Origin of the sequence: Actinomadura keratinilytica (assembly GCF_039539665.1) — a bacterium.
Classification (GTDB): Bacteria; Actinomycetota; Actinomycetes; order Streptosporangiales; family Streptosporangiaceae; genus Spirillospora; species Spirillospora keratinilytica.
This window is the reverse complement of record NZ_BAABDO010000026.1, coordinates 57,036-67,087: the sequence shown is the minus strand read 5'-3', so window position 1 is coordinate 67,087 and position 10,052 is coordinate 57,036. Positions and strand designations below refer to the sequence as shown.

Annotated in this window: 18 protein-coding genes; 17 read left to right on the top strand and 1 reads right to left on the bottom strand. The window is 69.3% G+C overall.

Annotated features, from left to right (window positions below; all coding sequences use genetic code 11):
* Positions 1-185: 185 nt before the first annotated feature.
* The 17 genes from rplP to ABD879_RS11830 all read left to right on the top strand — a co-directional run bounded on the left by rplP (position 186) and on the right by ABD879_RS11830 (position 9,171).
* On the top strand, positions 186-605 hold the full coding sequence (gene rplP / locus ABD879_RS11910) for a 50S ribosomal protein L16 (protein ID WP_345020499.1): 420 nt from the start codon (positions 186-188) through the stop codon (positions 603-605).
* Positions 605-862 (top strand): 50S ribosomal protein L29, encoded by a 258-nt coding sequence (gene rpmC / locus ABD879_RS11905; RefSeq protein WP_345020497.1) that lies wholly within the window; start codon positions 605-607, stop codon positions 860-862. The genes rplP and rpmC overlap by 1 nt, the downstream gene beginning before the upstream one ends.
* Positions 855-1,133 carry a 30S ribosomal protein S17 gene (gene rpsQ, locus ABD879_RS11900; protein ID WP_345020495.1) on the top strand — a complete coding sequence of 93 codons (279 nt, stop codon included), beginning with the start codon at positions 855-857 and terminating at the stop codon, positions 1,131-1,133. The genes rpmC and rpsQ overlap by 8 nt, the downstream gene beginning before the upstream one ends.
* Positions 1,134-1,217: 84 nt before the next feature.
* Positions 1,218-1,586, top strand: coding sequence for a 50S ribosomal protein L14 (gene rplN / locus ABD879_RS11895; protein WP_067912161.1), 369 nt, complete (start codon positions 1,218-1,220; stop codon positions 1,584-1,586).
* Positions 1,586-1,894, top strand: coding sequence for a 50S ribosomal protein L24 (gene rplX / locus ABD879_RS11890; protein ID WP_345020491.1), 309 nt, complete (start codon positions 1,586-1,588; stop codon positions 1,892-1,894). The genes rplN and rplX overlap by 1 nt, the downstream gene beginning before the upstream one ends.
* Positions 1,895-1,899: 5 nt before the next feature.
* On the top strand, positions 1,900-2,475 hold the full coding sequence (gene rplE, locus ABD879_RS11885) for a 50S ribosomal protein L5 (RefSeq protein WP_345020488.1): 576 nt from the start codon (positions 1,900-1,902) through the stop codon (positions 2,473-2,475).
* Positions 2,476-2,527: 52 nt separating this feature from the next.
* Positions 2,528-2,713 (top strand): type Z 30S ribosomal protein S14, encoded by a 186-nt coding sequence (locus ABD879_RS11880; protein ID WP_345020486.1) that lies wholly within the window; start codon positions 2,528-2,530, stop codon positions 2,711-2,713.
* 106 nt (positions 2,714-2,819) lie between these two features.
* Complete coding sequence (rpsH, locus tag ABD879_RS11875; RefSeq protein WP_285494269.1) at positions 2,820-3,218, top strand: 30S ribosomal protein S8; 399 nt, start codon at positions 2,820-2,822, stop codon at positions 3,216-3,218.
* A gap of 14 nt (positions 3,219-3,232) precedes the next feature.
* Positions 3,233-3,769 (top strand): 50S ribosomal protein L6, encoded by a 537-nt coding sequence (rplF, locus tag ABD879_RS11870; RefSeq protein WP_285494268.1) that lies wholly within the window; start codon positions 3,233-3,235, stop codon positions 3,767-3,769.
* A 2-nt stretch (positions 3,770-3,771) separates the two neighbouring features.
* On the top strand, positions 3,772-4,158 hold the full coding sequence (gene rplR, locus ABD879_RS11865) for a 50S ribosomal protein L18 (RefSeq protein WP_345020483.1): 387 nt from the start codon (positions 3,772-3,774) through the stop codon (positions 4,156-4,158).
* A gap of 43 nt (positions 4,159-4,201) precedes the next feature.
* Positions 4,202-4,822 carry a 30S ribosomal protein S5 gene (gene rpsE / locus ABD879_RS11860; protein ID WP_378270532.1) on the top strand — a complete coding sequence of 207 codons (621 nt, stop codon included), beginning with the start codon at positions 4,202-4,204 and terminating at the stop codon, positions 4,820-4,822.
* Positions 4,822-5,004 carry a 50S ribosomal protein L30 gene (gene rpmD / locus ABD879_RS11855; RefSeq protein WP_345020480.1) on the top strand — a complete coding sequence of 61 codons (183 nt, stop codon included), beginning with the start codon at positions 4,822-4,824 and terminating at the stop codon, positions 5,002-5,004. Before rpsE ends, rpmD begins: the two co-directional genes overlap by 1 nt.
* A gap of 2 nt (positions 5,005-5,006) precedes the next feature.
* Entirely contained in the window at positions 5,007-5,489 is a 483-nt protein-coding gene (rplO, locus tag ABD879_RS11850) for a 50S ribosomal protein L15 (protein ID WP_345020479.1), read from the top strand.
* Positions 5,490-5,741: 252 nt separating this feature from the next.
* Positions 5,742-7,049 (top strand): preprotein translocase subunit SecY, encoded by a 1,308-nt coding sequence (secY, locus tag ABD879_RS11845; RefSeq protein ID WP_345020514.1) that lies wholly within the window; start codon positions 5,742-5,744, stop codon positions 7,047-7,049.
* On the top strand, positions 7,049-7,699 hold the full coding sequence (locus tag ABD879_RS11840) for an adenylate kinase (RefSeq protein WP_345020478.1): 651 nt from the start codon (positions 7,049-7,051) through the stop codon (positions 7,697-7,699). Before secY ends, ABD879_RS11840 begins: the two co-directional genes overlap by 1 nt.
* Before the next feature lie 202 nt (positions 7,700-7,901).
* A complete protein-coding gene (gene map / locus ABD879_RS11835) occupies positions 7,902-8,723 on the top strand; it encodes a type I methionyl aminopeptidase (protein ID WP_345020476.1) in 822 nt (273 codons plus the stop codon).
* A 19-nt stretch (positions 8,724-8,742) separates the two neighbouring features.
* The gene (locus ABD879_RS11830; protein ID WP_345020473.1) at positions 8,743-9,171 is read left to right on the top strand and encodes a DUF1707 SHOCT-like domain-containing protein; all 429 of its coding nucleotides are present in this window, start codon (positions 8,743-8,745) and stop codon (positions 9,169-9,171) included.
* 36 nt (positions 9,172-9,207) lie between these two features.
* Here ABD879_RS11830 and ABD879_RS11825 read toward each other — a convergent pair whose 3' ends face one another.
* On the bottom strand, positions 9,208-10,020 hold the full coding sequence (locus ABD879_RS11825; RefSeq protein WP_345020470.1) for a phosphodiesterase: 813 nt from the start codon (positions 10,018-10,020) through the stop codon (positions 9,208-9,210).
* Positions 10,021-10,052 lie beyond the last annotated feature (32 nt).

The following is a 10,052-nucleotide window of genomic DNA, read 5'->3' as shown; positions in this document are numbered from 1 at the left end:
CTTCCTAAGACCGCTTGGCCTCCGACTTGCGCCGCGGCGAGCGCCACGGGCGCGGTGCCCGCGGGGGCGGCGGCGGTCAGCGCCACGGCGGCGGCGACCGCGCGTCCAAGCAGCAGCAGCAGAGCCAGGAGCAGTCGGCGTCGGCCGCCGAGTCCGCTCCCAGCGGTGAGGGGAGCTGATCGACCATGCTGATCCCCCGGAAGGTGAAGCACCGCAAGCAGCACCACCCCAAGCGCAAGGGGCTGGCCAAGGGCGGCACCAAGGTGACGTTCGGCGAGTGGGGCATCCAGGCCATCGAGGGGTCGTACGTCACCAACCGGCAGATCGAGGCCGCACGTATCGCCATGACCCGGCACATCCGGCGTGGCGGCAAGGTGTGGATCAACATCTTCCCGGACCGTCCGCTGACCAAGAAGCCCGCCGAGACCCGGATGGGTTCCGGTAAGGGCTCGGTCGAGTGGTGGGTGGCCAACGTCAAGCCGGGCCGGGTGATGTTCGAGATCTCCTACCCGAACGAGCAGGTGGCCCGGGAGGCGCTGCAGCGCGCCATCCACAAGCTGCCGATGAAGTGCAAGATCGTGAAGCGAGAGGTCGGTGAGGGCTGATGGCCAAGGGTCTTACCGCCGAAGAGCTGCGCGCCGAGCCCCAGGATGAGCTGGTCAAGAAGCTCAAGGAGGCCAAGGAGGAGCTCTTCAACCTCCGCTTCCAGGCGGCCACCGGCCAGCTGGAGAGCCACGGGCGGCTGCGCACCGTCAAGCGTGAGATCGCCCGCATCTACACCGTGATGCGGGAGCGTGAGCTCGGCATCGTCACGGTCACCGAGGAGACGGAGTCCGCGGAGGGCAAGGGCGACGATGACTGACACCACGACCGGACAGACGCAGCGCGGCACCCGCAAGGTGCTGGAGGGGCTCGTGGTCAGCGACAAGATGGACAAGACCGTGGTCGTGTCCGTCGAGGACCGCGTCAAGCACCCCAAGTACCACAAGGTGATCCGGCGCACGAAGAAGTACAAGGCGCACGACGAGGCCAACGCGTGCGGCGTCGGCGACCGCGTCCGCCTCATGGAGACCCGCCCGCTGTCGGCGACCAAGCGCTGGCGCGTGGTGGAGATCCTCGAAAAGGCCAAGTGATCGAGGCCAGGTAAACCCATTGGTTCCGCCAGGCTCCTCCAGGCTCGTCCTGGAGGAGAACCGGTGTGACGAACAGGAGTTGACGTGATCCAGCAGGAGTCGCGACTCAAGGTCGCCGACAACACGGGTGCCAAGGAGATCCTTTGCATCCGCGTGCTCGGCGGCTCGGGTCGGCGCTACGCGGGAGTCGGCGACGTCATCGTCGCGACGGTGAAGGACGCCCTTCCCGGCGCGGGCGTGAAGAAGGGCGACGTCGTCAAGGCGGTCGTCGTGCGCACCCGCAAGGAGCGCCGGCGCCCGGACGGCTCCTACATCCGCTTCGACGAGAACGCGGCCGTGCTCATCCGGGACGGCGGCGACCCCCGCGGCACCCGTATCTTCGGCCCGGTGGGCCGCGAACTGCGCGAGAAGAAGTTCATGCGGATCATCTCCCTCGCGCCGGAGGTGCTGTGATGAAGATCAGGAAGGGCGACGAGGTCATCGTCATCGCCGGCAAGGACAAGGGCGCGACCGGCAAGGTCCTGCGCGTCCTCCCGCGCGAGGAGCGCGTCGTCGTCGAGGGCGTCAACCTCATCACCAAGAACGTCAAGGCCGACCAGGCGCGTCCGGGCAAGCAGACCGGCCGTGTGACGGTCGAGGCGCCGCTGCACGTCAGCAATGTCGCGCTCGTCGAGGACGGCAAGCCGGTCCGGGTCGGGTACCGCATCAACGAAGACGGCACGAAGGTCCGGATCTCGCGCCGCAGCGGTAAGGAGATCTGATTTCGATGACCGAGACCGTTACCGAGCGGCCCGTGCCCAAGCCGCGGCTGAAGCTGCGCTACCGGGAGGAGATCGCCCCGGCGATGCGCGAGCGCTTCGGCTACCAGAACGTGATGCAGATCCCCACGCTGACCAAGATCACGGTCAACATGGGGGTCGGCGAGGCGGCCCGCGACGCCAAGGTGATCGAGGGCGCGATCCGCGACCTGTCCCTGATCACCGGGCAGAAGCCGAGGGTGAACCGGGCGCGCAAGTCCATCGCGCAGTTCAAGCTGCGCGAGGGCATGCCGATCGGCGCGCACTGCACGCTGCGCGGCGACCGGATGTGGGAGTTCCTGGACCGTCTGCTGACCCTGGCGCTGCCCCGCATCCGCGACTTCCGCGGGCTGTCGCCCAAGCAGTTCGACGGCAACGGCAACTACACGTTCGGGCTCACCGAGCAGGTCATGTTCCACGAGGTCGATCCCGACAAGGTGGACCGGCAGCGGGGCATGGACATCACCATCGTGACCACCGCCAAGACCGACGAGGAGGGCCGCGAGCTGCTCAAGCTCCTGGGCTTCCCCTTCAAGGAAGCCTGAGCTTCCTGGCAGCCGGGGATCCGGCTGAGGATCGCGACAAGGAGAGCTGAGGATGGCGAAGAAGGCGCTGATCGCCAAGGCGGCCCGCAAGCCCAAGTTCGCGGTGCGCGCGTACACCCGCTGCTCGCGCTGCGGGCGTCCGCGTTCGGTCTACCGGAAGTTCGGCCTGTGCCGGGTGTGCTTCCGGGAGATGGCGCACCGGGGCGAGCTGCCCGGCATCACCAAGTCCAGCTGGTGACGGCCACCAGCCAGTAATAACCACCGGGCGCCCGCGGCCGTGCGGGTGCCCACGACCACGCCAAAGGTCCGTGGAGGAAACCGTGGCGAGGGAGGGCCACTAGGCCATGACGATGACCGACCCGATCGCAGACATGCTGACGCGTCTGCGCAACGCGAATGCGGCCTACCACGACACCGTGGCCATGCCGTACTCGAAGATCAAGGCGCACATCGCCGAGATCCTGCAGCAGGAGGGCTACATCTCCGGCTGGCAGGTGGAGGACGCCGAGGTCGGCAAGAAGCTCGTGATCGAGCTGAAGTTCGGCCCGACCCGGGAGCGTTCGATCGCCGGCATCAAGCGGGTGTCCAAGCCGGGTCTGCGGGTGTACGCCAAGAAGGACAACCTGCCCAAGGTCCTGGGCGGCCTGGGCGTCGCGATCATCTCGACGTCCTCGGGTCTGATGACCGACCGGCAGGCGGCTAAGCGCGGCGTGGGCGGCGAAGTCCTCGCCTACGTCTGGTGAGGGGGTTGTAGGACATGTCGCGTATCGGACGACTCCCCATCACCGTGCCCAGCGGCGTCGAGGTCAGGATCGACGGCCGGGAGGTCACCGTCAAGGGGCCCAAGGGTGAGCTGCGGCACACGGTGGCCGAGCCCATCGAGGTGAAGCTGGAGGACGGCAAGGTCACCGTGACCCGGCCGAACGACATCAACACCGTCCGGGGGCTGCACGGCCTGACCCGCACGCTGATCAACAACATGGTGATCGGCGTGACCGAGGGCTACCGCAAGACCCTGGTCATCCAGGGCGTGGGTTACCGGGTGCAGCAGAAGGGCAAGGACCTGGAGTTCTCCCTGGGCTACAGCCACCCGATCAACGTGTCGCCGCCGGAGGGCATCACCTTCCGCGTCGAGAAGCCGACCCAGCTGGTCGTCGAGGGCATCGACAAGCAGAAGGTCGGCGAGGTCGCCGCCAACATCCGCAAGCTGCGCAAGCCCGACCCGTACAAGGGCAAGGGCGTGCGGTACGAGGGCGAGCAGATCCGCCGCAAGGTCGGAAAGGCTGGTAAGTGATCATGGCGGGCACCAAGACCCTGGCCAGGAAGAACACCTCGGCGCGGGTGAAGGCCCGGCGGCGCCGGCACCTGCGGGTCCGCAAGAAGGTCTACGGCACCGCCGAGCGGCCTCGTCTCGTCGTGACCCGCTCCAACCTGCACATCCGGGCGCAGGTGATCGACGACGACCGGGGGCACACCCTGGTGTCGGCGTCCAGCATGGAGGCCGAGCTGCGCGCCGACTCCGGCGACAAGACCGCCAAGGCCCGCAAGGTGGGCGAGCTGGTCGCCGCCCGTGCCAAGCAGGCCGGGATCAGCGCCGTGGTCTTCGACCGCGGCGGCAACAAGTACCACGGCCGCATCGCCGCCCTGGCGGACGGTGCGCGCGAGGGCGGGCTGGAGTTCTGAGACTCATGGCCCACGAACCGCAAGACGAGAAGAGGTACCACTGATGGCAGCGCAGAGGCGCGGTGGCGGTCAGGGTGGCGACCGTCGCGACGGCCGCCGCGACGACCGCCGCGGTGGCGCCGACAAGGGCCAGTCGTACATCGAGAAGGTCGTGGCGATCAACCGGGTCGCCAAGGTCGTCAAGGGCGGCCGGCGCTTCAGCTTCACCGCTCTGGTGATCGTCGGTGACGGCAACGGCACGGTCGGCGTCGGATACGGCAAGGCCAAGGAGGTGCCCGCGGCGATCGCCAAGGGCGTCGAGGAGGCCAAGAAGCACTTCTTCAAGGTGCCGCGCATCCAGGGCACCATTCCGCACCTGGTGCAGGCGCGGGACGCGGCGGGCGAGGTCCTGCTGCGGCCGGCCAGCCCCGGTACCGGCGTGATCGCCGGCGGCCCGGTGCGCGCGGTGCTGGAGTGCGCGGGCATCCACGACGTGCTGAGCAAGTCGCTGGGCAGCGACAACGCGATCAACATCGTGCACGCCACGATCGCCGGGCTCAAGCAGCTCAAGCGGCCCGAGGAGATCGCGGCCAAGCGCGGCCTGCCGCTGGAGGACGTGGCCCCGGCCGCCATGCTGCGGGCCCGCGCCGCCGGCAGCGAGCCGCGGGCGGAGGTGGCGTCGTAATGGCCCAGCTGAAGATCACCCAGATCAAGTCGGTGATCAGCGAGAAGCAGAACCAGCGTGACACGCTGCGCACGCTCGGTCTGAGGAAGATCGGGCAGAGCGTGGTCCGGGAGGACTCGCGGCAGCTGCGCGGCATGATCCGGACGGTGAACCACCTGGTCGCCGTCGAGGAGGTCGACTGACCATGGCGACCGATCTGAGCAAGGACCCGGCCGGCGGCGAGGGCGCTCCGCTCAAGCTGCACGACCTGCGTCCGGCCCCCGGCGCCAACCGCCGCAAGGTCCGCAAGGGCCGCGGTGAGGCGTCCAAGGGCAAGACCGCCGGCCGCGGTACCAAGGGCACCAAGGCCCGCGACACCGTGCCCGTCGGGTTCGAGGGCGGCCAGATGCCGCTGATCCGCCGGGTGCCGAAGCTCAAGGGCTTCAAGAACCCGAACCGGGTCGAGTACCAGGTGGTCAACCTGGACAAGCTGGCCGAGCTGTACCCGCAGGGCGGCGAGGTGACCGCCGACGACCTGGCGGCCCGGGGCGCGGTGCGCCGCGGCCGCCCGGTGAAGGTGCTCGGCGACGGCGACATCTCCGTCGCCGTCCAGGTCCGGGCGCACGCCTTCTCCGCCTCGGCCAAGCAGAAGATCGAGGCGGCCGGCGGGTCCGCCGAGACGCTGTAAGAAGGACACCGGCACAGTGACACCGGGGCCGTTGACGACGCGGCCGAACACTCCGCGGGGGGACCTCCTCGCGCGGGCTCCCGGCCTCCGGGGCGGGGGCGACCTTCGGGTCGGTGTGGTCGGCGCCACGGCCCCGGTGTCGCGTCCTGTTAGAGTCGGGGCGACGGCGGTGGTATCTTTCGGCGTCCGCCGTCTACGACCTGTAACCGGCCCCTCGGCGGCCATGGATACACCAGTCGCGCAGGAGGAATGGTGCTGACCGCGTTCGTTCGGGCATTTCGTACGCCTGACCTGCGTAAGAAAATACTCTTCACGCTTTTCATCATCGTGGTCTTCCGCATCGGGTCGGTGCTGCCGTCCCCGGGCGTGAACACCGAGGTCCTGCGCGAGACGGCCGACGCGGCCAAGCAGAGCAACCAGCTCTACGGCCTGGTGGACCTGTTCAGCGGCGGCGCGCTGCTGAAGCTGTCGGTGTTCGCGCTGGGCATCATGCCCTACATCACCGCCAGCATCATCCTGCAGCTGCTGACCGTGGTGATCCCCAAGCTGGAGGCCCTCAAGAAGGAGGGCCAGGCCGGCACCACGAAGATCACCCAGTACACCCGGTACCTGACCGTGGGGCTGGCGATCCTGCAGGCGACCGGCATCGTGGCGATGGCCAGTACCGGGCAGCTGTTCCAGGGGGCGGCGACCAGCGGTGACGTCCTCTACAACAACGACCTCACCACGATCATCACGATCGTGATCTGCATGACCGCGGGCACCACGGTCATCATGTGGCTGGGCGAGCTGATCACCGACCGCGGCGTCGGCAACGGCATGTCCATCCTGATCTTCACCCAGGTGGTCGCGGTGTTCCCGGCCCAGTTCTGGGCGATCTACCAGGGCCAGCCGGAGGACCGCCGGATCTTCGTGTTCTCGCTGGTGATCCTGGTGGGTCTGGCGATCATGGCCGGCGTGGTGTTCGTCGAGCAGGCCCAGCGCCGCATCCCGGTGCAGTACGCCAAGCGGATGGTCGGCCGGCGGATGTACGGCGGCACGTCCACCTACATCCCGCTGAAGGTCAACCAGGCCGGCATCATCCCGGTCATCTTCGCCTCGTCGCTGCTGTACCTGCCGGTTCTGGCCACGCAGCTGTGGCCGGACACCAAGTGGCTGCAGAGCATCTCGCCGTACCTGCAGACGGACAACCCCTGGCACATGGCGGTGTTCTTCGCCTTCATCATCTTCTTCACGTACTTCTACGTCGCCATCACCTTCAACCCCACCGAAGTGGCCGACAACATGAAGAAGTATGGTGGGTTCATCCCGGGTATTCGTCCGGGCCGGCCGACCGCCGAGTACCTCGACTATGTGCTCACCAGGATCACCACGCCCGGCGCGCTGTACCTGGGGCTCGTCGCCCTCATCCCGATGGTGGCGTTCTCGCTGTTGAACGCCACCCAGGACTTCCCCTTCGGGGGCACGAGCATCCTCATCGTCGTCGGCGTGGGACTGGATACCGTGAAGCAGATCGAAAGTCAGCTCCAGCAGCGCAACTACGAGGGCTTCCTCCGGTAGTGCGTATCGTCCTGGTGGGCCCCCCGGGCGCGGGTAAGGGGACGCAGGCCCAGTACATCGCATCGCATCTGTCCATCCCGAAGATCTCGACGGGTGACATCTTCCGGGCGAACGTGAGCAGCGGCACCGAGCTTGGCCGGAAGGCCAAGGCGTACATGGACCGCGGCGACCTGGTCCCTGACGAGATCACCATCGCCATGGTGCGCGACCGGTTGGCGCAGGACGACGCCCGGGATGGCTTCCTGCTGGACGGCTTCCCGCGCAACGTCCCGCAGGCGGAGACGCTCAAGAAGATCCTGGCCGAGTGGGATGCCCGCGTGGACATCGTGCTGGAACTCGTGGTCGACGAGGACGAGGTGGTGCGCCGCCTGTCCGGTCGCCGCACCTGCTCGCGCTGCGGTCGCATCTGGCATGTCGACTTCGACGACAAGCAGGACGACATCTGCGACGACTGCGGCGGCGAGCTGTTCCAGCGCGACGACGACCGCGAGGAGGTCGTCCGGCACCGGCTGGAGGTCTACCAGGAGCAGACGGCGCCGCTGGTGCAGTTCTATGCCGATGAGGGCATCCTGGTCGGCATCGACGCCACCGGGCCGATCGAAGAGGTGACCAACCGGGCGCTGGCGGCGCTGCGTCCGCTGGACCGGTGACCCTTCGAGGCTAGGGCAGTACGCGCGTTCCGGCGTACGCGCGCGTCCGTCGCAGCGGCGGCGCGCGCGTACGCTGGACGCATGCCCCCGAAAGCGATCGAGGGCGGTCAGAAGGGACGGCGCCCCGGTCCGGCACCGGCGCGCGCCCCGCACAGGTAGGCAGGCCGCGCGGGCGGTTGCGGTGCGCGGCACAGGGAGTGGCATGTTCCGATGGCGTAGGCCCGCGATCCAGATCAAGACGCCCGAGCAGGTCGAGCTGATGCGGGAGGCGGGCCTGCTGGTGGCCCGCACCCTGGAGCTGCTGCGCGAGGCGGTCAAGCCGGGCATCACCACGATGGACCTGGACGTGCTGGCCGAGACGCACATCCGCGACCACGGCGGGGTGCCGTCGTTCAAGGGCTACCACGGCTTCCCGGCGACGATCTGCGCGTCGGTGAACGAGGAGATCGTGCACGGCATCCCGCGGGCCGACAAGGTGCTGCGGGACGGCGACGTGATCTCCATCGACTGCGGCGCGATCGTGCACGGCTGGCACGGCGACTCGGCGGTGACCGTCCCGGTGGGGGAGATCTCCGCCGAGCGGCGGCGGCTGCTGGAGGTCACCGAGGCGGCCCTGTGGGCCGGTCTGGCGGCCGGAGTGGTGGGGGCGCACCTGACCGACATCTCGCACGCGATCGAGTCGCACATCCGCTCTCAGGGCCGCTACGGCATCGTCGAGGGGTACGGGGGGCACGGCATCGGCACCGAGATGCACATGGACCCCCTGATCGCCAACCACGGCGAGCCGGGGCACGGGCCGGTGCTGCGGCCGGGCATGTGCTTCGCGGTCGAGCCGATGGTCAACCTCGGCGGCAAGGACACCCGGGAGCTGGCCGACGGCTGGACGGTGGTCACCGTCGACGGCAGCGTGTCGGCGCACTTCGAGCACACCTTCGCGGTGACGCCGCAGGGCCCGCGGGTGCTGACGGCCATTGACGAGGGTCGGGAGTGGCTGGCCAAGCTGACGGGTAGTAGTACTTCCTGAGAACCGCGAAGGGGCTGGCATGCCGCCGAACCCTGACATCCGCGCCTCCGACGCCGACCGCGACCGGGTGGCCGGGCTGCTGCGCGAGCATTGCGCGCAGGGCCGCATCACCGTGGACGAGCTGAACGAGCGGCTGGAGATCGTCTACGCGTCCAAGACGCTGGGGCAGCTGCAGGAGGTCACCGCGGACCTGCCCGAGGAGGACCTGTACGAGCTGCCCGTCCCCGAGTCGCAGCGCGCCGCCGTGGAGCCCGTGCGCACCCCGGGCGTCATGGAGCGGCACGGCCGGGAGGCGTGGGCGGCGTGGGCCGCCGTCAGCACGATCAACCTGGGGATCTGGCTGCTGCTGGCGGTCACCGGCACCATGGTCTACCCGTGGTGGATCTGGGTGGCGGGGCCGTGGGGCGTGGTGCTGCTCGTCACCACGGTGCTGGGGCGGCGGCGCTGAGCCCGCGCCCTGGGGCGTCCTGCGAGGGGCGCGGGGTCATTCCACCTGCATGAGCGGCCGGTAGTTGCCGGTCGGCACGAAGTGCGTGGTGGCCGTGCCGTCGGCGACGAGGTGCACGGCGAATCCGGCGGGTTCCCCGGTCAGCGCGGCGCGTCCCGGGCGGGTCATGTCGAGGAACAGCTGCCGGTAGGTGCTGGGGCAGGTGGTGCCGACCGTCCCGGCCAGCGACCCGACGGTGCCGCGGTGCACGTGCCCGCTGATGACGCGCACGACCTGCGGGTGCCGCGCGATGATCTCGGTGAACTCGGCGGTCTGGGCGAAGCGCATGTCGTCGATGAACCGGATGCCGATCGGGTACGGGGGGTGGTGCGTGGCCACGACGGTGGGGGTGTCGGGCCTCTCGGCCAGCGTGCGGTCGAGCCAGGCCAGGCGCTCCTGGTCCATGGACCCGTGCGACTTGCCGGGGACGCTGGTGTCGCAGCACACCAGGCGCGCGTCGGCCACGTCCACGGCGTACTGCACCGGGGCCTGGGGCTCTCCGCCGGTGGCGGCGACGGCGGGGTGGTCGCTGAACGCCTTGCGGAGGGCGTCGCGGTCGTCGTGGTTTCCGGGCAGCGGGTAGACGGCCATCGGCAGGGGCGACAGCAGCGCGTGCAGCCGTTCGTACTCGGCGGGCCGCCCGCCGTGGGCCAGGTCGCCGGTCAGCACCACGGCGTCGGGCCGCGCGGGCAGCGCCAGCAGGCTCGACACCGCCGCCCGCAGCGCCCGCACCGGGCCCGAGGCGTCGTCGACCGCGCCGTCCCGGCCCGCCGCGAGGTGGATGTCGCTGAGCTGCGCGATGATCGCCATTCGTCCCCCCTCCTTCCGGCATACCACGAAGC

What these genes read in the sequence shown, in the direction of transcription:
- rplE (WP_345020488.1), top strand. Translation starts at nt 1,900, where the DNA reads ATGACCGAGACCGTTACCGAGCGGCCCGTGCCCAAGCCGCGGCTGAAG.
- rpmC (WP_345020497.1), top strand. Translation starts at nt 605, where the DNA reads ATGGCCAAGGGTCTTACCGCCGAAGAGCTGCGCGCCGAGCCCCAGGAT.
- rplF (WP_285494268.1), top strand. Translation starts at nt 3,233, where the DNA reads ATGTCGCGTATCGGACGACTCCCCATCACCGTGCCCAGCGGCGTCGAG.
- ABD879_RS11830 (WP_345020473.1), top strand. Translation starts at nt 8,743, where the DNA reads ATGCCGCCGAACCCTGACATCCGCGCCTCCGACGCCGACCGCGACCGG.
- ABD879_RS11880 (WP_345020486.1), top strand. Translation starts at nt 2,528, where the DNA reads ATGGCGAAGAAGGCGCTGATCGCCAAGGCGGCCCGCAAGCCCAAGTTC.
- rplR (WP_345020483.1), top strand. Translation starts at nt 3,772, where the DNA reads ATGGCGGGCACCAAGACCCTGGCCAGGAAGAACACCTCGGCGCGGGTG.
- rplO (WP_345020479.1), top strand. Translation starts at nt 5,007, where the DNA reads ATGGCGACCGATCTGAGCAAGGACCCGGCCGGCGGCGAGGGCGCTCCG.
- ABD879_RS11825 (WP_345020470.1), bottom strand. Translation starts at nt 10,020, where the DNA reads ATGGCGATCATCGCGCAGCTCAGCGACATCCACCTCGCGGCGGGCCGG.
- rpsE (WP_378270532.1), top strand. Translation starts at nt 4,202, where the DNA reads ATGGCAGCGCAGAGGCGCGGTGGCGGTCAGGGTGGCGACCGTCGCGAC.
- rpsH (WP_285494269.1), top strand. Translation starts at nt 2,820, where the DNA reads ATGACGATGACCGACCCGATCGCAGACATGCTGACGCGTCTGCGCAAC.
- map (WP_345020476.1), top strand. Translation starts at nt 7,902, where the DNA reads ATGTTCCGATGGCGTAGGCCCGCGATCCAGATCAAGACGCCCGAGCAG.
- rpmD (WP_345020480.1), top strand. Translation starts at nt 4,822, where the DNA reads ATGGCCCAGCTGAAGATCACCCAGATCAAGTCGGTGATCAGCGAGAAG.
- rpsQ (WP_345020495.1), top strand. Translation starts at nt 855, where the DNA reads ATGACTGACACCACGACCGGACAGACGCAGCGCGGCACCCGCAAGGTG.
- rplX (WP_345020491.1), top strand. Translation starts at nt 1,586, where the DNA reads ATGAAGATCAGGAAGGGCGACGAGGTCATCGTCATCGCCGGCAAGGAC.
- rplP (WP_345020499.1), top strand. Translation starts at nt 186, where the DNA reads ATGCTGATCCCCCGGAAGGTGAAGCACCGCAAGCAGCACCACCCCAAG.